Annotated in this window: 22 protein-coding genes and 1 tRNA gene; 11 read left to right on the plus strand and 12 right to left on the minus strand. The window is 64.0% G+C overall.

Features of this window, described 5'->3' with window-relative positions; all coding sequences use genetic code 11:
- Nucleotide 1: 1 nt before the first annotated feature.
- The 9 genes from H0P51_RS19335 to H0P51_RS19375 form a co-directional block, all read right to left on the minus strand.
- A complete protein-coding gene (locus tag H0P51_RS19335; RefSeq protein ID WP_180914514.1) occupies nucleotides 2-823 on the minus strand; it encodes an HpcH/HpaI aldolase/citrate lyase family protein in 822 nt (273 codons plus the stop codon).
- Nucleotides 820-1,389, minus strand: coding sequence for a MaoC family dehydratase (locus H0P51_RS19340; protein ID WP_246398084.1), 570 nt, complete (start codon nucleotides 1,387-1,389; stop codon nucleotides 820-822). Before H0P51_RS19340 ends, H0P51_RS19335 begins: the two co-directional genes overlap by 4 nt.
- Nucleotides 1,386-2,561, minus strand: coding sequence for an acyl-CoA dehydrogenase family protein (locus H0P51_RS19345; RefSeq protein ID WP_180914515.1), 1,176 nt, complete (start codon nucleotides 2,559-2,561; stop codon nucleotides 1,386-1,388). The genes H0P51_RS19340 and H0P51_RS19345 overlap by 4 nt, the downstream gene beginning before the upstream one ends.
- On the minus strand, nucleotides 2,558-4,549 hold the full coding sequence (locus tag H0P51_RS19350; RefSeq protein ID WP_180914516.1) for an acetyl/propionyl/methylcrotonyl-CoA carboxylase subunit alpha: 1,992 nt from the start codon (nucleotides 4,547-4,549) through the stop codon (nucleotides 2,558-2,560). Before H0P51_RS19350 ends, H0P51_RS19345 begins: the two co-directional genes overlap by 4 nt.
- Before the next feature lie 3 nt (nucleotides 4,550-4,552).
- Nucleotides 4,553-6,133 (minus strand): carboxyl transferase domain-containing protein, encoded by a 1,581-nt coding sequence (locus H0P51_RS19355; protein WP_180914517.1) that lies wholly within the window; start codon nucleotides 6,131-6,133, stop codon nucleotides 4,553-4,555.
- A complete protein-coding gene (locus tag H0P51_RS19360) occupies nucleotides 6,130-6,777 on the minus strand; it encodes a CoA transferase subunit B (protein WP_180914518.1) in 648 nt (215 codons plus the stop codon). The genes H0P51_RS19355 and H0P51_RS19360 overlap by 4 nt, the downstream gene beginning before the upstream one ends.
- Nucleotides 6,774-6,929: a hypothetical protein gene (locus H0P51_RS19365; RefSeq protein ID WP_180914519.1), complete on the minus strand. Its 156-nt coding sequence runs from the start codon at nucleotides 6,927-6,929 to the stop codon at nucleotides 6,774-6,776. The genes H0P51_RS19360 and H0P51_RS19365 overlap by 4 nt, the downstream gene beginning before the upstream one ends.
- Before the next feature lie 49 nt (nucleotides 6,930-6,978).
- The gene (locus tag H0P51_RS19370; RefSeq protein WP_180914520.1) at nucleotides 6,979-7,722 is read right to left on the minus strand and encodes a CoA transferase subunit A; all 744 of its coding nucleotides are present in this window, start codon (nucleotides 7,720-7,722) and stop codon (nucleotides 6,979-6,981) included.
- Between the two features lie 98 nt (nucleotides 7,723-7,820).
- A complete protein-coding gene (locus H0P51_RS19375; RefSeq protein WP_180914521.1) occupies nucleotides 7,821-9,440 on the minus strand; it encodes an AMP-binding protein in 1,620 nt (539 codons plus the stop codon).
- A 66-nt stretch (nucleotides 9,441-9,506) separates the two neighbouring features.
- Between H0P51_RS19375 and H0P51_RS19380 the strand changes: the two genes are divergently transcribed.
- Nucleotides 9,507-10,148, plus strand: coding sequence for an SACE_7040 family transcriptional regulator (locus H0P51_RS19380; protein WP_180914522.1), 642 nt, complete (start codon nucleotides 9,507-9,509; stop codon nucleotides 10,146-10,148).
- A 77-nt stretch (nucleotides 10,149-10,225) separates the two neighbouring features.
- Nucleotides 10,226-11,005, plus strand: coding sequence for an MmpS family transport accessory protein (locus H0P51_RS19385; protein ID WP_180914523.1), 780 nt, complete (start codon nucleotides 10,226-10,228; stop codon nucleotides 11,003-11,005).
- On the opposite strand, the gene H0P51_RS19390 is transcribed toward H0P51_RS19385, so the two are convergent.
- Complete coding sequence (locus tag H0P51_RS19390; protein WP_180914524.1) at nucleotides 10,979-12,307, minus strand: MFS transporter; 1,329 nt, start codon at nucleotides 12,305-12,307, stop codon at nucleotides 10,979-10,981. The genes H0P51_RS19385 and H0P51_RS19390 overlap by 27 nt on opposite strands.
- Nucleotides 12,308-12,381: 74 nt before the next feature.
- Between H0P51_RS19390 and cmrA the strand changes: the two genes are divergently transcribed.
- Nucleotides 12,382-13,188: a mycolate reductase gene (gene cmrA, locus H0P51_RS19395; RefSeq protein ID WP_180914525.1), complete on the plus strand. Its 807-nt coding sequence runs from the start codon at nucleotides 12,382-12,384 to the stop codon at nucleotides 13,186-13,188.
- Nucleotides 13,189-13,200: 12 nt separating this feature from the next.
- On the opposite strand, the gene H0P51_RS19400 is transcribed toward cmrA, so the two are convergent.
- Nucleotides 13,201-14,745 (minus strand): helicase HerA-like domain-containing protein, encoded by a 1,545-nt coding sequence (locus H0P51_RS19400; RefSeq protein WP_180914526.1) that lies wholly within the window; start codon nucleotides 14,743-14,745, stop codon nucleotides 13,201-13,203.
- 110 nt (nucleotides 14,746-14,855) lie between these two features.
- On the opposite strand from H0P51_RS19400, the gene orn reads away from it, so the two are divergent.
- The 3 genes from orn to H0P51_RS19415 all read left to right on the plus strand — a co-directional run bounded on the left by orn (nucleotide 14,856) and on the right by H0P51_RS19415 (nucleotide 15,892).
- Nucleotides 14,856-15,503, plus strand: a complete 648-nt coding sequence (gene orn / locus H0P51_RS19405) for an oligoribonuclease (protein WP_180914527.1) — start codon at nucleotides 14,856-14,858, stop codon at nucleotides 15,501-15,503.
- 43 nt (nucleotides 15,504-15,546) lie between these two features.
- Nucleotides 15,547-15,622 (plus strand) — tRNA-His (locus tag H0P51_RS19410).
- 108 nt (nucleotides 15,623-15,730) lie between these two features.
- Nucleotides 15,731-15,892, plus strand: a complete 162-nt coding sequence (locus H0P51_RS19415; RefSeq protein WP_246398085.1) for a hypothetical protein — start codon at nucleotides 15,731-15,733, stop codon at nucleotides 15,890-15,892.
- Between the two features lie 168 nt (nucleotides 15,893-16,060).
- Here H0P51_RS19415 and H0P51_RS19420 read toward each other — a convergent pair whose 3' ends face one another.
- Nucleotides 16,061-16,660: a TetR/AcrR family transcriptional regulator gene (locus H0P51_RS19420; protein ID WP_180914528.1), complete on the minus strand. Its 600-nt coding sequence runs from the start codon at nucleotides 16,658-16,660 to the stop codon at nucleotides 16,061-16,063.
- Between the two features lie 304 nt (nucleotides 16,661-16,964).
- Between H0P51_RS19420 and H0P51_RS19425 the strand changes: the two genes are divergently transcribed.
- From H0P51_RS19425 to H0P51_RS19445, 5 genes are read left to right on the plus strand one after another with little or no spacing between them, the layout of a single operon-like run.
- Entirely contained in the window at nucleotides 16,965-17,834 is an 870-nt protein-coding gene (locus H0P51_RS19425; protein WP_180914529.1) for an MlaE family ABC transporter permease, read from the plus strand.
- A 1-nt stretch (nucleotide 17,835) separates the two neighbouring features.
- Entirely contained in the window at nucleotides 17,836-18,699 is an 864-nt protein-coding gene (locus H0P51_RS19430; protein ID WP_180914530.1) for an MlaE family ABC transporter permease, read from the plus strand.
- A 1-nt stretch (nucleotide 18,700) separates the two neighbouring features.
- Nucleotides 18,701-20,263, plus strand: coding sequence for an MlaD family protein (locus H0P51_RS19435; protein WP_180914531.1), 1,563 nt, complete (start codon nucleotides 18,701-18,703; stop codon nucleotides 20,261-20,263).
- The gene (locus H0P51_RS19440; RefSeq protein ID WP_180914532.1) at nucleotides 20,260-21,315 is read left to right on the plus strand and encodes an MCE family protein; all 1,056 of its coding nucleotides are present in this window, start codon (nucleotides 20,260-20,262) and stop codon (nucleotides 21,313-21,315) included. Before H0P51_RS19435 ends, H0P51_RS19440 begins: the two co-directional genes overlap by 4 nt.
- Complete coding sequence (locus tag H0P51_RS19445; RefSeq protein WP_180914533.1) at nucleotides 21,308-22,354, plus strand: MlaD family protein; 1,047 nt, start codon at nucleotides 21,308-21,310, stop codon at nucleotides 22,352-22,354. Before H0P51_RS19440 ends, H0P51_RS19445 begins: the two co-directional genes overlap by 8 nt.
- Nucleotides 22,355-22,358: the final 4 nt, after the last annotated feature.

The raw sequence follows: 22,358 nt of genomic DNA on the forward strand, positions 1-22,358 counted from the left end.
GTCAGTCAGGTACCGATTCCCCAGCCCGGCGCAACATCACTTCCGCATGCCGCAGCACCGGCGAGTCCACCATCTGCCCCTCGAACGCAAACACCCCGCGCTCAGTCTTCGCCGCGGCCAGAACCCTGCGAGCCCAATCCAGCTTGTCCTCACTTGGCCGATAAGCGTTGCGTACCACAGCGACCTGGCTGGGGTGAATGGATACCGTCACGTCGAAGCCGACCGCGGCGGCGTCGACGGCCTCGTCGCGCAGACCGTCAACATCACGGATATCCAAGTGCACAGCGTCCAGAGCGAGGCGGCCGAAAGCGGACGCCGCGAGCAATATCGTCGACCGCACATGCCGGTCCACGTCGCGATAGCGGCCGTCCGGGCCCCGGCTGGAGCTGCCACCAAGTGAGACCGTGAGATCCTCAGCGCCCCACATCATTCCGATGACGCCCTCCGCGGCGGCGATCTCGGTGGCGAACACGGCACCGCGCGCGCTCTCCACCAACGCGATCACGTCGCGCGGTGCGAGCGCGACCACCTGAGCCGCCGACTCGGTCTTAGGCAGCATCACCGTGGTGTAGGCGGTCTCGGCCAGAACCTCCAGATCGCGCGTGTAGTCATCGGTGCCCGCGGCGTTGATCCGCACCACGGTCCGCGCCGGATCAAGGGGATTGTCCCGCAATGCCGCACGAGCGGCAGGCTTATCGGCTTCGGCCACACCATCTTCGAGGTCGAGGATAACCACATCGGCGGCAGCGGCGGCTTTGGCGAAACGCTCAGGACGATCGGCCGGGCAGAACAGCCAGCCGGGGCCGGCTTCACGCAGGCTCACGATTCCCCCAGCGGCTGCTTCTGCACCAGCGTGGTGCGCACGGCCCGCGCAACGACCTCGCCGTTCTGATTTCGGCCGGTGTGTTCCAGGGTGACGATGCCCTCGCCGGGGCGGCTTTTCGACTCTCGCTTGCCGGTGCAGACCGTCTCCGCGTAGAGGGTGTCGCCGTGAAAAACAGGCTTCGGGAACGACACTTCGGCGAAACCGAGGTTGGCGACAATGGTCCCCAGTGTCAGCTGTGCCACCGACAATCCGACCAGGGTGGACAGTGTGAACATCGAATTCACCAAGCGCTCACCGCGAAAGCCGGGCTGCTCGGCCGCCCACGCCGCATCTAGGTGCAGCGACTGGGTGTTCATCGTCAGCGTCGTGAACAGTACGTTGTCGGCCTCGGTAACGGTGCGACCCGGCCGGTGCAGATATGTCGTACCGACCTCGAACTCCTCGAACCACAGACCGCGCTGGATGATTCTCCTGCCATCCCCTTCGCCGACTGTGAATCCCGCGTCGCGACTCACCGACTTTGTGTCGCCGGATTCACTTTCGGGCGCGGTGGGACTGCTCATGACAGGCCCAAAGATCGCGCGATCAACATCAATTGCACCTCCGTTGTGCCCTCACCGATTTCGAGGATCTTGCTGTCGCGGTAGTGACGCGCCACCGGGTACTCGTTCATGAAACCGTATCCGCCGTGGATCTGAGTGGCGTCCCGGGCGTTGTCCATCGCCGCCTCCGAGGACACCATCTTCGCGATCGCCGCCTCCTTCTTGAACGGTTTGCCGGCCAACATCTTTGCTGCCGCCTCGTAGTAGGCCGTGCGCGCCACGTGAGCTCGGGCCTCCATGCGCGCGATCTTGAAACTGATCGCCTGATACGACCCAATCGGCTGGCCGAACGACTGCCGTTCCTTGGCGTATTTCACGCTCTCGTCTACGCAGCCTTGTGCAACTCCGGTGGCCAGCGCAGCGATCGCAATACGGCCCTCGTCCAGGATCGACAGGAAATTCGCGTAACCCTTACCGCGGACGCCAAGCAAGTTCTCCTCGGGGACGCGCGCGTCGTCGAAAGTCAGCGGATGGGTGTCGGACGCGTTCCATCCGACCTTGTTGTAGACGGGCTCGACGATGAATCCCGGTGTGCCGTTCGGGACGATAATCGTCGAGATCTCCTTTCTACCGTCGGCGATTTCGCCGGTGACGGCGGTGACGGTGACCAGAGTGGTGATGTCCGTGCCGGAGTTGGTGATGAACTGCTTGCTGCCATTGACAATCCACTCGCCGTCCTCCAGCCGGGCGGTGGTTCGGGTGCCACCCGCGTCCGAGCCCGCACCCGGCTCGGTAAGCCCGAAGCCGGCCAGTGCGCGTCCGGCTACCAGGTCGGGCAACCATTTGCTTTTCTGCTCCTCGGTGCCGAACCGGTAGACGGGCATCGCGCCCAGCCCCACACCCGCTTCCAGCGTGATCGCCACCGACTGGTCGACCTTGCCGAGTTCCTCGAGCGCGAGCGCCAATGCGAAGTAGTCGCCACCCATACCGCCGTACTCTTCCGGGAACGGCAGGCCGAACAGGCCCATCTCGCCCATCTTCGCGACAACCTCGTACGGAAAGCTGTGTTCTTCATCATGTTTCGCCGACACCGGCGCCACCACAGAGCGCGCGAAATCAGCCACCGTATCGCGTAGGTCCTCGTATTCCTTGGGTAACGTCCCGGCGGGAATGGTCGTCGTCATAATCCTCAACCCTTGCCTTCTTCTTGTTCTGTCTCCGGTATCAGTCGCGCGAGCACTTGTTCGACCTTCACCTGATCGCCGACACCGACCAGCACCTCCACTCGGCCCGAAATCGGTGCGGCCAGAGAGTGTTCCATCTTCATCGCCTCCACCACCACCACCACGTCACCCTCGGACACCTGAGCCCCGGATTCGACCTGCACCGCGATGACGCTGCCCGGCATCGGGCTGACCACCTCGGCGGGCCGCTCCCCCGCGGCGCGATGGATCTTGTGCTCCTCGGCCTCGCGGATGTGCCAAGTGCCGCGTTCGTCGGCGATCCACAGGTGCCCGTCGGCCTCGGCCAAGCGGTAATCGCGCCGTACACCATCCAGCGTCACCGTCAGCCGATTTTGCTTGAGTTCTGCACTAGCACTGCTAGTTTCGCCGGTACCAATCTGCACGGTGGCCGCCGAGGGCACACCGCGCACGGACACTGTCTCGGTCCGCAACGCCGTCCCCATCGCCGTGCGGACAGGTGCCGTGGCGCCACCCACCCGCCAACCGCTTGGTGCCGCCCACAGATCGTCGCCGGCGCGCCGCGACAGCACCGATTGGACGTAGAGTCCAGAGGCGGCGAACACGTCGTCGGGCGCGGGCGACGGGGCAAAGTCGGCCAACCGCTCGTCTAAGAGCGCGGTGTCGAGGTCACCTGCCTGCACCCGTTCGTCGGCCAGCAGGAAACGCAGGAACTCGACGTTGGTCTGCACACCCAACACGGCGGTATGCGAGAGCGCCTGGTCCAGGCGCGCCAGCGCCTGGGCGCGATCGGCGCCGTGGGCGATCACCTTGCTCAGCATCGGGTCGTAGTCGCTGCCTATTACCGTATTCGCCTGCAACGAAGAGTCAACGCGGACACCGGGTCCGGACGGTTCGATCACATGGAGAACCCGGCCGCCGGTGGGCAGGAATCCGCGGGCGGGATCCTCTGCATACACCCGCGCCTCGATCGCATGACCAGTCAGCTCGACGTCGTCCTGCGCGAAGCCCAGTTTCTCCCCGGCAGCGACCCGCAATTGCCACTCAACGAGGTCGAGTCCGGTGACCGCTTCGGTGACCGGGTGTTCCACCTGCAGCCGGGTGTTCATCTCCATGAAGAAAAACTCGTCGGGACGGTCGCCGGAGACGATGAACTCCACCGTGCCGGCACCGACGTAGTCGACGCTGCGCGCGGTATCGCACGCCGCGGCACCGATGCGCGCCCGGGTTGCCGCGTCCAGCAGCGGCGAGGGTGCTTCCTCGATCACCTTCTGATGACGCCGTTGCAGGCTACACTCGCGTTCCCCGAGATGGACCACGCTGCCGTGCTTGTCGGCAATGATTTGCACCTCAATGTGCCTGGGCTGCAACACAAAACGCTCTAGGAACAGAGTGTCGTCACCGAAAGCGGAGCTCGCTTCGCGGCGGGCACTGATAAGAGCATCGCTCAGGCGCGCCGGGTCCTCCACCATCCGCATACCTTTGCCGCCACCGCCAGCGGACGGCTTCACCAGCACCGGGTAGCCCACCTCGGCGGCAGCCGCGACGAGTTCGTCATCGGTCAGCCCGCGCCGCGCGATGCCGGGGACCACCGGCACGTCGAAGGCAGCGACCGCGTTCTTGGCGGCGATCTTGTCACCCATCACTTCGATGGCATGTGCGGGCGGACCCAGGAACACCACACCAGCGCGGTCGCACGCCGCAGCGAAATCGGCGTTCTCGGAGAGGAACCCGTATCCGGGATGGATCGCTTGCGCCCCGGAACGCTGCGCGGCGTCAATCACCTTGGCGATGTCAAGGTAACTTTCCCGGGCCGGCGCGGGACCCAGCCGCACGGCCGTGTCGGCCTCCGCGACGTGGCGAGCACCGGCGTCAGCGTCGCTGTAGACGGCGACCGACCGAATGTTCATCCGACGCAGAGTCCGGATCACCCGAACCGCGATCTCGCCGCGGTTGGCCACTAAGACGGTGTCAAACATCTGTCACATCCGGAAGACGCCGTAGGAAACCGATTCGAGCGGACTATGCGCACACAGTGAAAGAGCAAGCCCAACAACGGTTCTAGTATCGGCAGGGTCGATGATGCCGTCATCCCACAGCCGGGCGGTGGAATAGTACGGATTGCCCTGATTCTCGTATTGCGCGCGGATCGGCGCTTTGAACGCCTCCTCGTCCCCGGGAGACCACGGCTTGCCGGACGCCGAAAGCTGCTCGCCCCGCACGGTCGCCAGCACCGACGCCGCCTGCTCACCACCCATCACCGAAATCCGGGCATTGGGCCACATCCACAAGAAGCGCGGCGAGTACGCCCGCCCGCACATCGAATAGTTGCCCGCACCATAGGACCCACCGATCACCACGGTCAGCTTCGGCACCCGGGCACAGGCCACGGCAGTGACCATTTTCGCGCCGTTCTTCGCGATACCGCCCGCCTCGTAGTCGCGGCCGACCATAAATCCGGCGATGTTCTGCAGGAACAGCAGCGGAATCTTGCGCTTGTCACACAACTCGATGAAATGCGCTCCCTTGAGCGCGGATTCGCTGAACAGCACCCCGTTGTTGGCGATGATGCCCACCGGATGTCCGTGTATACGCGCGAACGTGGTTACCAGAGATTTGCCGTAGTTGGCCTTGAATTCACTGAATTCACCTCCATCGACCAACCGCACGATTACCTCGTGCACGTCGTAGGGCACCCGCGGGTCCGGGGGCACCACGTCGTAAAGCTCGGTCTGTGCGCAGCCGGGCTCGGCGTAGGGGCTGATGTCCCACTGCGCCGGTTCGCGTGGCCCGAATGTGGCGGCGATCTTGCGGACGATGCGCAGCGCGTCCTCGTCGTCCTCGGCCAGATGGTCGGTAACGCCCGAGACCCGCGAGTGCAGGTCGCCGCCGCCGAGTTCCTCGGCTGTGACGATTTCCCCGGTGGCTGCCTTCACCAGCGGCGGGCCTCCCAGGAAAATCGTGCCCTGCTCGCGCACGATGACGGCTTCGTCGCTCATTGCCGGCACGTAGGCACCGCCCGCCGTGCACGAGCCGAGCACCGCGGCTACTTGCGGAATTCCCTTGGCGCTCATGGTCGCCTGGTTGTAGAAGATCCGGCCGAAGTGTTCGCGGTCCGGGAACACTTCGTCTTGTTTCGGCAGGAATGCACCGCCGGAGTCGACCAGGTAAATGCACGGCAGCAGATTCTGCAGTGCGACCTCTTGCGCACGCAGATGCTTCTTCACCGTGACTGGGTAGTAAGTGCCACCCTTGACCGTCGCGTCGTTGGCGACGATCACGCATTCGCGGCCAGACACCCGCCCGATTCCGGTGATGATCCCCGCACCCGGGGATTCGTCGTCGTACATGCCGTTAGCGGCCAACGCGGACAGTTCCAAAAACGGGCTACCCGGGTCGAGTAGCCGGTCCACCCGATCGCGGGGCAGCAGCTTGCCGCGGCTGACGTGGCGTTCCCGGGCTTTCTCGTTGCCGCCAAGTGCGGCGGCGGCCAGCTTGTCGTTGAGTTCGGCGACCAACCGGCGGTGTTCGTCAGCGAACGACGGCGCGATAGTTGTGGTCATCGAGTCACCAGACCCGAAAGATTCAGTGGTGGTTGGGTTTTGGACAGCACCTCTTCAACCGACACATCGGGAGCGGTCTCGACCAGGTGCAGTCCGTCGTCGCGGACGTCGATCACTGCCAGCTCGGTGACGATCCGGTTGACGCAGCCCACGCCGGTGAGCGGCAGGGTGCATCGCTCGAGGATCTTCGGGCTGCCGTCCCTGGCAGCATGTTCCATCATCACAATCACCTTGCGGGCGCCATGCACGAGATCCATCGCCCCGCCCATGCCTTTGACCATCTTGCCCGGGATCATCCAATTTGCAAGATCGCCGGCCACCGAAACCTGCATGGCCCCAAGGACTGCCACATCGAGATGGCCGCCGCGGATGATGCCGAATGACGTCGAGGAGCCGAAGAATGACGCACCCGGCAGCGTGGTGACCGTCTCCTTGCCAGCGTTGATCAAGTCGGCGTCGACGTCCTCGGGGCGCGGGTAGGGGCCGACGCCGAGGATCCCGTTCTCCGAGTGCAGGACTACATGAATGCCCTCGGGAAGGTGGTTAGGGATCAGGGTGGGCATGCCGATGCCGAGGTTGACGTACTGGCCATCCTCAAACTCTGATGCCACCCGGGCAGCCATCCCGTCTCTGCTCCAGCTCATATGACGGCACTCCTCCTCATCGCAACGCTCTGCATCGTCGTCGCGCCCATATGACGGCACTCCTCCTCATCGCAACGCTCTGCATCGTCGTCGCCGCCCATATGACGGCACTCCTCCTCATCGCAACGCTCTGCATCGTCGTCGCCGCCCATATGACGGCACTCCTCCTCATCGCAACGCTCTGCATCGTCGTCGCCGCGGTCATCGCACCGTCTCTTTCTCAATCCGCTTCTCTGGATTAGGAACATGCACGACGCGCTGCACGAAAACGCCCGGCGTGTGCACCGTGGCCGGGTCGATCTCGCCGGGCTCGACCAACTCCTCGACCTCGGCGATGGTGATGCGGCCCGCCGGCGCGCACTCGGGGTTGAAGTTGCCGGCGGCGTAGCGATACACCAGGTTGCCGTGCCGGTCGCCCTTCCAGGCGTGCACCAACGCGAAGTCGGTGCGGATTCCCCGCTCGAGAACGTAAGTGATGCCGTCGAATTCGCGGGTCTCCTTGGGTGGCGACACCACAGCTACCTCGCCGGACGCGTCGTAGCGCCAGGGCAGCCCACCGTCGGCGATCTGAGTGCCGACCCCGGCCGGAGTGTAGAAGCCGGGAATGCCCAGGCCGCCAGCACGCAACCGTTCGGCCAGTGTGCCCTGAGGGGTCAGCTCGACTTCGAGTTCACCGGATAAGAACTGCCGGGCGAATTCCTTGTTCTCCCCCACATAGGATGAAACGGTCCGGCGAATTCGCTTGTGTGCCAGCAACACTCCCAACCCGATTCCGTCGACGCCACAATTGTTGGACACCGTCTCCAGATCGGTCACCCCACTGTCGGCCAACGCAGCGATCAACGCCTCGGGGATACCACACAGCCCGAATCCGCCGACGGCCAGTGACGACCCGTCAGTTATGTCAGCGACTGCTTCCGCAGCGGTCGCCACCACTTTGTCCATTGCCGCCCCGTCTCACGATTTGAGTTAATAATCATTAACTGGATAGTGAGAATACCATCTGCATAGCGACAGGTCCAGGGAGGCCGGACCACGCGGGGCTATTGCTCACCGGCCAGGTACTCGATCGCTTGCGCACGCATCTCGACCTTGCGAACCTTGCCTGTGACGGTCATCGGAAACTCGTCGACAATCCATACATAGCGCGGGATCTTGAACCGGGCGATGCGGCCCAGACAGAATTCGCGCAACCGCTCCACGGTCAGCTCAGCCGACCCTTCGCGCAACTTGACCACTGCCATCAGTTCCTCACCGTAGCGTTCGTCAGGTACCCCGATGACGTGCCCATCGACGACGTCGGGATGGGTGTGCAGGAACTCCTCGATCTCGCGCGGCGAGATGTTCTCGCCCCCGCGCACGACGATGTCCTTGATTCGTCCGGTGATGCGCACGTATCCTTCTGCGTCCATTGACGCCAGGTCGCCAGTGTGCATCCATCCGTCCGCGTCGAGGACCTCGGCGGTCTTATCCGGCTCATTCCAGTAACCCGACATCACCGAGTAGCCGCGCGTGCAGAACTCTCCGGCCACACCCCGAGGCACCGTCGCACCCGCCGGATCCACCATCTTGATCTCCAGGTGCGGACCCACGCGCCCGACGGTTTCCACCCGTCGCTCCAATGGGTCGTCGGTGCGCGTCTGCGTGGCTACCGGAGATGTCTCGGTCATGCCGTAGCAGATGGAAACCCCTGGCATGTGCATACGTTCGATCACCTTGCGCATCACCTCGACCGGACACGTGGCGCCGGCCATGATGCCAGTGCGCAGACTGTCGAGCCGGTAGGCGTCGAACTCTGGCAGCGCAAGTTCGGCGATGAACATCGTCGGCACACCGTAGAGGCTGGTGCAGCGTTCGTCCTGGACAGCGCGCAGGGTCGCGCCGGGATCGAAACCCGGCGCCGGGATCACCATGCAGGCGCCGTGGCTGGTGGCCGCCAGGTTGCCCAGAACCAAGCCGAAGCAATGGTAGAACGGCACCGGTATGCAGATTCGGTCCGTCTCGGTGTAGTCCAACAGCTCGCCAACCAGGTAGCCGTTGTTGAGGATGTTGCGGTGGCTGAGGGTGACACCCTTCGGGTATCCCGTTGTGCCGGAAGTGTATTGGATATTGACCGGATCGGTGGACACCAAGGTCGCGGCGATGGCCTGCAAGCGAGCAGCGTCGGCGTCGGCCTCAGCCAGTTCGGCCCAGCGCTGACTGCCCATGAGCACTACGTCGCGTAGCTCAGGACAGTCCGGTGCCGTCTCCGCCAGCATCGCAGCATAGTCCGCATCCTTGAAACCCGGCGCAGCTATCACCATCACTACACCGGATTGCCTTAGCGCATAAGTTAATTCGCGGGCACGGTACGCGGGATTGATGCTCACTAGGATCGCACCGATCTCGGCGGCGGCGTACTGGACCAGCACCCACTCCCAGCGGTTGGGGGCCCACACGCCGATGCGATCACCCGTGGCGATCCCTGCCCGCAGCAGCCCGGCCGCCAAACGGCGCACGTCGGCCAGGAACTCGGCGTATGTCCAGCGCCGCCCCGCCGTAACGTCGACCAGCGCGTCGCAATCAGCGAATATGGTTGCGGTGTCTGCAAGATTGGTGCCGATGGTGGTCTCGAGCAGCGCAGGCGTGCTCGAACCCTGTTCGTAGGAAAGCGGAGTTGCCACGGTTCCTCCGGCAGGTGATTGGGTGCTAGGTTAGTGAAGATTAACCGACATGTCCAGGAGGCCGGTATGGCAGCGTCCGCCCCGGATGGGGAACCTGGCCGGCGGGAAGCCCCGAATCGTCGCAGCCAGTTGAAGTCCGACCGGCGGCTGCAATTGCTCGCGGCCGCCGAACGGTTGATCGCCGAACGAGGTTTCCTCGCGGTTCGCCTCGAAGATATCGGCGCCGCAGCGGGCGTCAGCGGTCCGGCGATCTACCGACACTTCCCGAACAAGGAGTCGTTGCTCGTCGAGTTGCTGGTGGGAGTGAGCGCCCGACTGCTCGCGGGGGCGCGTGCCGTCGCGGACCGCGGCGACGACGCGGCCGCCACCCTGGACGGACTGATCGACTTTCATCTCGACTTCGCACTCGGCGAACCAGATCTCATCCGCATCCAGGATCGTGATCTTTCCCACTTCCCCGCGACCGCGCAGCGACAGGTGCGCAAGGCTCAACGCCAGTACGTGGAGATCTGGGTAGGGGTGCTGCGTGAACTGAACCCCGAGCTCGCCGAAGCCGATGCGCGGCTGATGGCGCACGCGGTGTTCGGGCTGCTGAACTCCACGCAGCACAGCATGAAATCCGCAGACACCAAATCGGCGCGAGCGGTCCGGTCCCGCGCCATCATGCGGGCAATGACGATCGCCGCTCTCAAAGCGGCCGATCAGTAGGTGACCTCCTCACACCCCACGGGTGCCATTGGCATTTCAGCGCCGCCGCGACGTACCCAGGTACCCTGCGAAGTGGCATGAGCGATCCACGCAGACCCCAGAATTACGGTCCCCCGCAACAGGGGTCTCATTCGACGCGGCCGCAGGACCCGCAGGATTCGGTCGTCGACTATCCGGCCTACGCCGACGACATGCCGTATAACTACGGTGGCAGCAGTGCCCCGTGGGGCCCGGGCAGCTACCAACCCGCTCCGACCCAACAGTTGCCGCCACAGTACTGGCAACAAGACGGGCCGCCGCCAGACGAGAAGCCGCCCTCAGACTCCCCGCCCTCCCGCTCGCCTCGATGGCTGTGGCTCACCGCAGGCACGCTGGTCCTGGTCGTCATCGGGCTGGTCATCGCCCTGGTGATTGCCAACCAGTCGGGCCGACAGCAAACCGCGTTCGAGCCGCTGCCGCCGATGTCCAGCCCCACCACCACTTTCGCACCCCCGACCACGCGGACTGCCCCTCCGTCCACCACCCGCAGGCCGCCGCGCACCACTGCCCCGCCGAGCACCACACCACCAGACACCTCGACGGTGCCGGGCGCGATGCAATCGGTGGTCTACAGCGTCACCGGAGAGGGCCGTGCGATTAGCGTGGTCTACCTTGACTCCGGCGACCTGATTCAGACCGAATTCAACGTGACGTTGCCCTGGTCCAAGCAGGTCAGTCTGTCGACGTCGTCGACTCATCCCCCCAGCGTCACCGTTGTCAACATCGGCCACAACGTCACCTGCTCGGTCACGGTGGGCGGGGTTCAGGTGCGACAGCGCACCGGCCAGGGCTTAACTATCTGCGACGCTCCGCTCTGAGTCGGGTCTGGGCACCCGCACGACCAAGGTCACTAGCAGCCCGGCCATGAGCACCACGATGATGCCGCCCAGCCCGGCCCGGTCCGCCTTGAATACATCGACGAAGACGGAGAACAGCCACGGCGCCAGGAATGCCACCGCGCGACCCGTCATCGTGTACAGACCGAACGCCACGCCCTCCTTGCCGTGCTGGGCCATTCGGAGCAGCAATGCGCGCGACGAGGATTGCGAAGGTCCGATGAACAGGCACAGCGTCAGCCCACACATCCAGAAAGCCAGCGGCCCCGACAGCACCAACATCGCCACTCCCGCGGCGAGGATCGCGATCAGGGAACCGACGATGACCGGTTTGGACCCGACCCGGTGGTCGACGAAACCGCCCAGCACCGCGCCAACCGCTGCCACTACGCACGCGGCGACGCCGAAGATCAGCACGTCCCCCTGGGCGAGGCCGTACACATTGACGCCCAGCACCGCCCCTACCCCGAATATCGTGGCCAGTCCGTCCCGGAAGAGCGCGCTACCCACCAGGAAGTAGACGAGGTTGCGGTCGCGGCGCCATTCCGAAATGACGTCGGCCCACAGTCTGCGATAACCGCCCAGCAGGGTGGTGGCGGGCTGCATGACCACACCGACATCGGGGAGGCGGTGTGCCACCAGCAACAGCGGCAACGACATGCTCGCCATCCATGCCGCAGCCAGCAGCATCGCGGCGCGGACATTCATGCCCCCGGCATTGGACAGGTGCAGCAGCCCCCGACGGTCGCCCTCACCCGTCATGAAGCCCAGATAGACCACGATCAGCAGCACGACGGTGCCGACGTAGCCCGCCGCATAGCCGAATCCCGAGATCCGGCCGGCCGTTGCCGGCGTCGACAACTGACGCAGCATCGCGTTGTACGGGACACTGGCCAGGTCACCGCAGGCGGCGGTCGCCGCCAACAACACCAAGCCGACGAAAAAGTATCCAGGTTCGTCGCGGATCAGGAACATCGAGCAGGTCAGCGCCACCGCCATACTGGTTAGCAAGGCCAGGGCCACTCGCCGCCGATGCGGCGACTGCACCCATACCCCGACAAGGGGCGCCAATACCGCGATCGTCACTCCGGCGGAGGCTGCGGCCCGCTCCAACCAGCTGATTGGCGTAGCGCCCAGCGGCGCGCCGACGCCCACGCTGTGGGTCAGATACACGGAGAAGACGAAGGTTGCCGTGATGGCGCTAAGACCGGTTTGACCGCAATCCCACAATGCCCAGGCCCATACTCGAGAACGCGTGGGAGTACCGAGCCCCGGGTCAGCCATGCTCGGCAGCCTATTCACATTGGCAGCGACCCGGCGCGCCCGGCCATCCCCGCGCACTGTCTACGATCGTCGTCATGCCGATTCCCGCACCCAGTCCCGACGCCCGCGCGGTAGTCACCGGCGCGTCGCAGAACATCGGCGAGGCGCTGGCCAGCGAGCTGGCCGCGCGCGGCCACAGCCTGATCATCACCGCGCGGCGCGAGGAACTGCTGACCGCCCTGGCCGCGCGCCTGGTGGACAAGTACCGCGTCGCCGTCGAGGTGCGTCCGGCCGATCTTGCCGACCCGACCGAACGCGCGAAGCTGTGCGACGAGCTGACCAGCAGGCCTATCTCAATCCTGTGCGCCAACGCCGGCACCGCGACGTTTGGGCCGGTCGCGGAGCTGGATCCGGCCGGCGAGAAAGCCCAGGTGCAATTGAATGCCGTTGCCGTGCATGACCTTACGCTTGCCGTACTACCCGGCATGATCGAACGCAAGGCCGGTGGCATCCTGATTTCCGGCTCGGCCGCCGGGAATTCGCCAATTCCCTACAACGCAACGTATGCCGCGACCAAGGCCTTCGCGAACACCTTCAGCGAGTCCCTGCGCGGCGAGGTACGCAAGCACGGAGTGCACGTCACGCTACTAGCCCCCGGACCGGTGCGAACCGACCTGCCCGAAGGCGACGAACGCTCGCTGGTGGAGAAACTGGTGCCCGATTTCCTCTGGATCTCCACCGAGCACACCGCCCAAGTGTCGCTGGATGCCTTGGAGCGCAACAAGATGCGGATTGTTCCGGGTCTGACGTCCAAGGCGATGTCGGTGGCAAGCGGCTACGCCCCCCGGGCCATCGTGGCGCCGATCGTCGGGGCCTTCTATAAGAAGCTCGGCGGCGGATAGCGCGGCAGCCCGTTAACGCTTCCGGCGGCCGCTTTTCATCCATTCGCGCAACACGGTGTTGATGCCGCTCGTCACCGCCCGACTATTCAGCACCTCTTTCCACACCGGGGGGCCCTTGGGCTCGGCGGGCGCCGGCATCGGCGGCAGCTCGTAATCCGTTGGCACGGGCGGTAAATCAGATCCTGGAACCGAAGGCGGTTGTGCGCCCGAGGGAACCGCGGGTGGCGGCTCGGTGGGCTGCTCGACCGTCTGGCCGTACTTGGCCTGCAACTGGCTCTCCTTGGCCGCGGCAGTGACGGCGTCTGTGCCGATGGCCGCCATCAGCGACCTGGGCACCCGCATGCGGGTCCACGCGACCGGGGTGGGCGCGCCCTTTTCCGACAGCACCGTGACCACGGCCTCGCCGATACCCAACGACGTCAGCGCCGACTCCAGGTCATAGACATCGGTTTTCGGGTAGGTGCGGACCGTCTTGCTGAGCGCCTTCTGGTCGTCGGGGGTGAATGCGCGTAGCGCGTGCTGGATGCGGGCACCCAACTGAGACAACACGTCATTGGGTAGATCGGTGGGCAGCTGGGTGCAGAAGAACACCCCGACGCCCTTGGAGCGAATCAGCTTGACCGTTTGCTCGACTTGTTCGAGGAAAGCCTTAGACGCGTCGGAGAACAGCAGGTGCGCCTCGTCGAAGAAGAACACCAGTTTGGGTTTGTCGATATCCCCGACCTCATCAAGCTGAGTGAAAAGGTCAGCCAGCAACCACATCAGGAAGGTCGAGAAGATGACCGGACGCACCGATTGACCGCTGAATTCGAGCAAAGAGATGATGCCGTGGCCCTGGTTGTCGGTGCGCAGCAGATCTTGGGGGTCGAGCTTGGGCTCGCCGAAGAACGTATCGCCGCCTTCGCCTTCAAGATTCACCAACGCCCGCAGGATGACGCCCGCCGTCGTCGACGACACCCCGCCTAGCGACTTGAGGTCGGCTTTGCCCTCCTCGCTGGTCAGGTAGCTGATAGTGTCGCGCAACTGCCCCAGAGTGACCAGCGGACGCTTGTCTTTGGCCCAGTGGAAGATCAACCCTAACGTCGACTCTTGAGTCGCGTTGAGCCCCAACACTTTCGACAAGAGCACCGGCCCGAAGCTGTCGACAGTGGCGCGTACCGGCACCCCGATTCCGCCGGTCCCGAGCGACAGGAACTCGACCGGGAATCCCTGCGGCTCCCAGTTGTCCCCGGTGTCCTTGGCGCGTGCAGCGGTCCGGTCGGTGCGCTCGCCGGGGCGCGACAGTCCGGACAGGTCACCCTTCACGTCGGCCATGAACACCGGCACTCCCGCCGCGCTGAGCTGTTCGGCGATCAGCTGCAGCGTCTTGGTCTTGCCGGTTCCGGTGGCCCCGGCCACCAGGCCGTGCCGGTTCACCGTGGCCAGCGGGATGCGAACCTGGGCGGTCGGGTCGGCTTGCCCGTCGACCACCACCGTGCCCAACTCCAAGGCCTGACCTTCGAGGGCGTAACCTGCGGCGATTGTCTTGGCGGGGGTCTCTGCCGATTCAGCGCTCATCGTGCCGCGTCCTTCCCGTGCCGTTGAAAGCAACGCGGCTCACACTACTTGCCTGGTCCCGGACGGGTCCGAGCAGCGCGCGGCCTTGATGTGGGCTTAGTGTGTGCGCTGTGCGCGACGAAATGGTGTGGATCGACTGCGAGATGACCGGGCTGGACCTGGGCTCGGACAAGTTGATCGAAATTGCCGCCTTGGTCACCGACGCCGATCTGAACATTCTGGGCGAGGGCATCGACGTGGTGATCCACGCCGAGGAGGCCGCGTTGTCCTCGATGATCGATGTGGTCAAGGAGATGCATGCACGATCCGGCCTGACCGACGAGGTCAAGGCCTCGGCTGTCGACGTCGCCACCGCCGAGGCCATGGTGCTCGACTACATCCACGAACATGTCAAGCAGCCCAAGACCGCGCCGCTGGCCGGTAACTCGATCGCCACCGACCGCTCCTTCATCGCCCGCGACATGCCGACCCTGGATTCTTTCCTGCATTACCGGATGATCGACGTCAGCTCGATCAAGGAACTCTGTCGGCGCTGGTACCCGCGGATCTACTTCGGGCAGCCCCCCAAGGGGCTCGCGCACCGGGCCCTGGCCGATATCCACGAATCCATCCGGGAACTGCAGTACTACCGTCGCACCGCTTTTGTGCCCCAGCCCGGGCCTTCCACCAGCGAAATCGCGATGGCCGTCGCGAGTCTTGAGACCGCAGCCGACGCACCGGCGGGAAACGATTCGGCCGACGAGCACCCGAGCGGTTAATATCGACGTCGCCGCTTGTTCGTTGGGTCGGCCAGCGGTCGTGGTGGGTGTAGTTCAGTTGGTAGAGCGTCAGGTTGTGATCCTGAATGTCGCGGGTTCGAGTCCCGTCACTCACCCCACAGGTCAGAGGGTGTTTAGCCCTCTGACCTTTTATTTTCGGCCGGCCGACAACGCTGACCAGCAAAGAAATTGATCCACCCACCAGCGAGGGCGGGATCAACGCGGACGTGGCCGGCCTTGCTGACCAATACCTCGGTGCCCACGTTTCCCGTACCTCGGTGCCCACGTTTCCCGCCTTCGCCGCCTCCAACACCGCGACGTGGTTCGACCTCCACGCCTCGCGCGACCTGTTCGCGAAGGCGCCCACAGGGGCCGAATGGCAGAACTAGCTCGCCGGCCAAACCCGCCTCGCGCTCTCCCCGCGGGACGCCTGCGCGCGGTTACGGAACGCCTTGGAACAGGTCAAAGGGCCACAGCAAACGACGAATAAACGACGAGTCGGAGAAATAGATGCTTAAAAGCAATCGGGCCAAAACGCTTGTGGGACAACGTGATAATTATTCGAAGCCAGCTAAGGTCAACCGCAACGCGTGCTCCATCTCCACGTACATCGGCGGGCTTGGGAAGTCCGTCGCGGTCAACCAGCGGTCGATGACGAACCGGATGGTCGCCAGGCTGGTGTGGACCAGCAGTGCCGGGCGGATGTCGGCCGACGCGTCGACGCCCATTCGGGCAGCGACGTGCTCGACGAACTTGCGGTAATCGTCTTCGCTTACCAGTGCCGTCTTCTTCAGCAGGTGCGGCGCAGTCGCGACGGCCCGCTGCCAGGTATCTAAATTGACTTCGCTGGCGATCTTGGCGTGTTCGACGAAGAGGTCGATCAACGCTTCGACGGCTGACTGCCCTGCCGGCCGGGCACTGTAGGACATAACGATCTCGCTGATGGCATCCCGGACCGGATCGATCAGCAGACCTTCCTTTGTCGGCGCGTGCCGAAAATAGGTGCTGATCGAAATCCCGGCGGCAGAAGCGATGTCCTCGGTGGTCACTGCGTCGAACCCGCGCTCGGCGAATAGCTCGTGCGCGGTGTGCTGGATCTGTAGCAACAACTGGGCGCGTCGCCTGTCCCGCAACGACTCGGTATTTGCTGAGGACATGCCGTCACCCTCGTGTGTCTAATAGTGAACACGACATCGCAATCTCCGCATGCACGGTAGATGGGTGACTCTACACTATTGAAAGTGCCTATCAAGTAGGCTACCGTCATACCCCGAAACTCTATTAACCTGCAGAATTATGGGTACGTTGGCGCCCATGTAAATGGTGGTTCCGCCAACGGAACCAATCCTTCTGCTCGGCACTGATCGAATTCGATGGTGGGGAGAGTGTCGATGAAAATCGGTTTCGGGTTGTGATTGAATACATGCTGCGTTTGCTCGAACGGCCGCCGGTCGCGCTGATATGACCACGCACCCAGAACCCGATGTGCGCAACGAACGCCCTGACGAGGGCGTCGAGGCCATCAAGGACTGGGGCTACGGCTACGTCGATCGGCACCCGGTCGCCTCGCTGCGCACCGTCGGCGAGCAGTTCGTTCTCGGGGTGCGCACAGTCGAATGGTTCTTCAGAGATCTGTTCAGCCGGCGATTTCAATGGCAGGAGTTCGTGCGCCAAGGCGCGTTCATGGCCGGCACTGCCGTATTGCCGACGATCCTGGTGTCGCTGCCGATCAGCGTGACGCTGTCCATCCAGTTCGCGCTGCTGGCCGGGCAGGTGGGTGCCACGTCGCTGGCCGGCGCGGCCAGCGGGCTCGCGGTCATCCGGCAGGGCGCTTCCCTGGTGGCGGCGGTGTTAATGGCGGCTGCCGTCGGCTCAGCCATTACCGCCGACCTGGGTTCCCGAACAATGCGCGAAGAGACCGACGCCATGGAGGTGATGGGTGTATCGGTGATCCGCCGTTTGGTGGTACCCCGCTTCGCCGCCGCCATCATGATCGGCGTCGCGCTCACCGGCGTCGTCTGCTTCGTAGGCTTCTTCGCCAGCTACATGTTCAACGTGTACTTCCAGAACGGCGCACCCGGCAGCTTCGTCGCGACCTTCGCGTCGTTCGCCACCACTGGTGACATGATCCTGGCGCTGCTCAAGGCGGTCATCTTCGGTGCGATTGTGGCGATCGTGTCGGCGCAGAAAGGACTGTCCACCAAGGGGGGTCCGACGGGCGTCGCCAATTCGGTGAACGCGGCCGTCGTCGAATCGATCCTGCTGCTGATGATCGTCAACGTCGCCATCAGCCAGCTTTACATCATGCTGTCGCCCAGGACAGGGCTGTGACGTGACCGCTTCTCCCTATCTGCCCTTTGCGCCGGTCAGCGCGCGCCTGCTCCGGCTCTACCGCCGGTCGATCAAGCCGATCGAGCGGTTGGGACACATGCTGGTCTTCTTCGTTCGGGCACTGGCTGCCATCCCACTTACCCTGCGCCACTACAACGGCGAGTTTCTTCGCCTGCTCTCAAACATCACCTGGGGCAATGGCTCGATCGTGGTAGGTGGCGGCACCGCCGGCGTTGCCGTTGTTCTCGGCGTGACCGTTGGCGCCCTGGTCGGCATCGAGGGTTACAATTTCCTCGACCTGCTTGGCCTGGGACCGGCGACCGGTTTCATTTCGTCGTTAGTCAACACCAGGGAGTTGGCGCCGCTGATGGCGGCGATGGCGTTCGCGATGCAGGGCGGTTGCCGATTCACTGCGCAGCTGGGATCGATGCGGATCGCCGAAGAGATCGATGCCATGGAATCGATTGCGATCCGGCCGATTCCGTACCTGGTGACCACCCGTCTGATCGCTTCCGTGATCGCGATGATTCCGCTGTACGCGGCGTGTCTGGCCATCGGTTACCTGACCACTCAGGTAGTCGTCCAGATAAGCAGCGGCGGATCCACGGGGTCCTACCTGCATTACTTCGCGTTGATGCTGGACGGCAAGGACATCATCTATTCGTTGTTCAAGGCGATCATTTTCGTCTGGATCGCCTCGACCGTGCAGTGCTACTTCGGCTTCTATGCCAGTGGTGGCCCCGAGGGTGTTGGGGTCGCGGCCGGGCACGGTATGCGGGCCAGCATCACCGTAATGATCATGGTCAACATGCTGCTCACCATGGCGTTGTGGGGAGTCGACTCCGGCGCTAGGTTCGGTGGTTAGCTTGAACGCCAACTCATTTGACGTCGACGGGCGCGGACCGTCAGACCGGCAGCTGTTCGGCTGCGGTCTGGCGGTGGTGGTGGTCGCCTCGCTTGTCACCGCCGGGCTGCTGTTCAAATCAACCGGACGCCTCGACAACTACGTCCCGGTTGTGGCCGATCTGGTCAACGTAGGTGACGGCCTGCCGCAGAAATCGGACGTCAAGTACCACGGGGTGCTCGTCGGCATGGTCGACGACGTGGTGCCCGCCGAACACGGCAGACCCAACTTTGTCCACATCAACTTGAAACCCGGTTACGCCAAGTCGATTCCGGCTGCGGTAACCGCACGCGTAGTACCCAGCAACGTGTTCGCCGTATCGTCGGTTCAACTGGTCGGCAATGGACCCGGACCGATCATCCGACCGGGTGCGCATATCCAGGAGGACAAGAACCTGCCGACGGTGTTGTTCCAAACCACCATCAGCAAGTTGCGTGACCTGCTCGCCGCCACCGGTCGCGGCCGGGAGGACAGGTCGGTGGGCATTTTGGCGGCGCTCGGAGCGGCCACCGACCACCGTCGGCCGGCGCTGCTACGCAGCGGCAAGCAGCTGACTCGTGTTATCGACGAACTGAATTCGATCGTCAGCACCGACGCTGGGCCGTCGACGGTGTCGGCGTTGCTCGACGCGACGCAGGGACTGCAGGCGACCGCGCCCGATCTGCTCGACGCGTTGCACGAGGCGGTCGGGCCGATGCAGACCTTCGCCGAAACGCGGGGACAACTGACCGGGCTGCTCGGCGACGCGCGATCCACGCTGGGAACCGTGCACGACTCCTTCGACCACCATATGGACCAGCTCATCCGAATCTCTTCTGAACTCACACCGGTGGTTGGCGTGCTAGCAATGCGCTCCAACAACTTTCTGCCCGCGGTGGTCAAGCTGAACAATCTGGCCAGGAAGTTCATGGAAGAGGTCTGGGACCCCCAATTGGGGGTGGGCAACATGAGAGCCCGGCTTTCGTTTAGTCAGACCTTCGCCTACTCCCGCGCCGATTGTCCACACTACGGTGAACTGAAGGGACCTAGCTGCTTCACCGCGCCACTGGTGCCGAACAAGCCTGCTCTGCCGGAATCGCTTCTCCCGCAGAACTATCAGCCACCCAAGAGTCTGGCGCCACCGCCGGGCACGGTGGTGGGCCCGGACGGCAATCTGGTAGTGGTCGGCCCGCCGATGACGATCCCTAATCCCAGCCTCGAAGACCGCAATCCGCCACTTCCGCCGTTCACGCCCCCGTCACCACCGATCCGGACCGGTGTCAACCCCGACGAACCCGATCCGGCTCCGCCGGCGCACGGGCCTGTCCCCCCGCCACCCCTGCTGGGACCGCCGGCGCCGGGATCAGTGGCCCCGTCATCCTTCGGTGGCAATGTCGGTCCGGTCGGCAGCGACTACGAGCGGACCATGTTGGGCGTCATCACCGGTCGACCTGCCACCGCCGCCACCGAACTGTTGTTGGGACCTGTTGCCCGCGGCACCACGGTGTCGCTGGTTCATCCCCCGGCGAGCGGGGAGGCCAAGTGAGATTTCGCGGCCCCTTGATCGGCCTGTCCCTATTCATGGTGATCGCCGTGGTATTGACGTGGCTGGTGTATTCGAGCCTGCGCCGCGACGTCGCGGGCGACACCGAACCGTATTCGGCAATGTTCACCGACGTGTACGGGCTGCGGGAGGGCGATGACGTCCGGATGGCCGGTGTTCGAGTGGGCCGAGTCGAAAAGGTTGAACTTACAGGCAAACTCGCAAAAGTCTCTTTCGTGGTGCAGCAGGAGCAGCACCTGTTCGGCAACACCGTGGCGTCGGTGACGTATCAGAATATCGTCGGGCAGCGTTACCTTGGGCTGTCACTTGGAAAAGACGGGAGCCACGCTCAGGTCCCGCCCGGTAGCACCATCCCCGTCGAGCGGACCGACCCGTCGTTTGACGTCACCGCGCTGCTCAATGGCTACGAGCCGCTGTTTAGCCTGCTCAACCCGCGCGACGCCGACAATCTGACCAAGGGCGTCCTGGAGTCGCTGCAGGGCGACACCGCCTCGATTACCACGCTGATCTCCCAAACCTCAACTCTCACCGAAACGTTCGCCGGACGAGATCAGGCACTCGGTGATGTGATCACCAACCTCAATAAGGTGGTCGTCAACCTCGCCGCGCAGAACGACAACCTCGACGGTGTGATTACCCAGACCCGAGAGGTGGTCGCTGCCCTCGACCAGCGGCGACCGGAGTTGCAGGCCTCGATGGGTTCGGTGGCACGGATGATGGGCAATCTGGCCAAGGCTGCCCGTGACGACTACCCGGCGCTGCGTCAGTTCATCGACCGCCAACCCGGAGTCACCCGGCATGTGCTGAATATCGAACCGCAGGTGGCGTTCTTCGGCGACAACGTGCCGCTGCTGCTCAAAGGCCTGACGCGGATCTCCAACCAGGGCGCCTACGGCAACGCCTACCTGTGCGACGTCAACATCTTCGGATTCTTCCCCGGTCTCAACGACGTCGTGCCGATCATCGTCAACGCTGCCACCCCCGGTAACCGGGCCATGCACACACCGAGATGCAGGAATGTCGGCGATGAGTGATATGACCAGGTGGCAGCGGATCCGCAGACGTCCGCTGGAGAGTTACAGCAAGACGTGGCTCGGTTCGATCGCGGTGGCGGTGGTCGCCGTGCTGATCGGAACCATGCTGGCGATCCACACGTTCGGTGCCGGCTATCGGCACTACACCGCCGAATTCCTGCAGGCGGCATCGCTGCGGCCGGGCAACCCCATCACGGTGGCCGGAATCCCGGTGGGCGAGGTCACCAGTATGAAACTGGTCGGCGACCACGTCGAAGCCGGCCTGAAAATCAAGAATAGTGTTGCCCTGGGTAAGGATTCGAAAGCCTCAATCCGGGTGACGACCATCCTCGGCTCGCGCTATCTATCTTTGGCGCCCGACGGCGCGGGGTCGCTGCCCAACAACACATTCGACCTATCGCACACCGAAGTCCCTTACGATCTGCAAGCTGCATTGCAAGACGCCACAACCACTTTCGAGCAGGTCGACTCCGACCGGTTTGCGCAATCGCTGACGGTGCTCGGCAAGCAAATGCGGGGTCTGCCCGAAGTGGTGCCGCAGGCCATGGCCAATATTGAGACCTTGTCGTCAATCATCGCGCAGCGCCGCGACCAGCTCGGCCAGTTGCTCAAGAGCACCGAGCAGGTCAGCAACACGCTGCGCCGCCAGCAGGCCGGCATCGGCAACCTAGTCGACCAGGCCCAGGACCTGCTGGGCCACTTCGTCGCGCGGCGCGCGGTGTTCCACGCCCTGATGCAATCGATCACCACCCTGGTTGACACGATGAACCAGATCGTGGTCAACGACCGATCCGGGGTGGACACGCTGCTGAAAGACATGCACGAGTTCACCGATCTGATGGCCAAACACGACGATCTGCTGCGTAACCTGCTACAGGTCACTCCGGTCTTCGCCCGGCAAGCGACCAACCTCACCGGTGACGCGAACGCGGTCAGCTTCAACGCGCCCAGCGCCTTGCTTATCGACTCGTGGATGTGCGCCATCAGTGGCCGCGCCAAACAGTTCGGCATGATTCCCTACTTCAAGGACTGCAAGTGAGACG

Origin of the sequence: Mycobacterium vicinigordonae, assembly GCF_013466425.1 — a bacterium.
In the GTDB taxonomy this organism is placed as follows: domain Bacteria; phylum Actinomycetota; class Actinomycetes; order Mycobacteriales; family Mycobacteriaceae; genus Mycobacterium; species Mycobacterium vicinigordonae.

Excerpts from the sequence above, each read along its gene's own strand:
- H0P51_RS19365 (WP_180914519.1), bottom strand. The coding sequence starts at position 6,929 with ATGGGCGGCGACGACGATGCAGAGCGTTGCGATGAGGAGGAGTGCCGT.
- H0P51_RS19445 (WP_180914533.1), top strand. The coding sequence starts at position 21,308 with ATGAGTGATATGACCAGGTGGCAGCGGATCCGCAGACGTCCGCTGGAG.
- H0P51_RS19350 (WP_180914516.1), bottom strand. The coding sequence starts at position 4,549 with ATGTTTGACACCGTCTTAGTGGCCAACCGCGGCGAGATCGCGGTTCGG.
- H0P51_RS19390 (WP_180914524.1), bottom strand. The coding sequence starts at position 12,307 with ATGGCTGACCCGGGGCTCGGTACTCCCACGCGTTCTCGAGTATGGGCC.
- H0P51_RS19385 (WP_180914523.1), top strand. The coding sequence starts at position 10,226 with ATGAGCGATCCACGCAGACCCCAGAATTACGGTCCCCCGCAACAGGGG.
- H0P51_RS19370 (WP_180914520.1), bottom strand. The coding sequence starts at position 7,722 with ATGGACAAAGTGGTGGCGACCGCTGCGGAAGCAGTCGCTGACATAACT.
- H0P51_RS19340 (WP_246398084.1), bottom strand. The coding sequence starts at position 1,389 with ATGAGCAGTCCCACCGCGCCCGAAAGTGAATCCGGCGACACAAAGTCG.
- H0P51_RS19360 (WP_180914518.1), bottom strand. The coding sequence starts at position 6,777 with ATGAGCTGGAGCAGAGACGGGATGGCTGCCCGGGTGGCATCAGAGTTT.
- H0P51_RS19380 (WP_180914522.1), top strand. The coding sequence starts at position 9,507 with ATGGCAGCGTCCGCCCCGGATGGGGAACCTGGCCGGCGGGAAGCCCCG.
- H0P51_RS19420 (WP_180914528.1), bottom strand. The coding sequence starts at position 16,660 with ATGTCCTCAGCAAATACCGAGTCGTTGCGGGACAGGCGACGCGCCCAG.
- cmrA (WP_180914525.1), top strand. The coding sequence starts at position 12,382 with ATGCCGATTCCCGCACCCAGTCCCGACGCCCGCGCGGTAGTCACCGGC.
- H0P51_RS19425 (WP_180914529.1), top strand. The coding sequence starts at position 16,965 with ATGACCACGCACCCAGAACCCGATGTGCGCAACGAACGCCCTGACGAG.
- H0P51_RS19400 (WP_180914526.1), bottom strand. The coding sequence starts at position 14,745 with ATGAGCGCTGAATCGGCAGAGACCCCCGCCAAGACAATCGCCGCAGGT.
- H0P51_RS19355 (WP_180914517.1), bottom strand. The coding sequence starts at position 6,133 with ATGACCACAACTATCGCGCCGTCGTTCGCTGACGAACACCGCCGGTTG.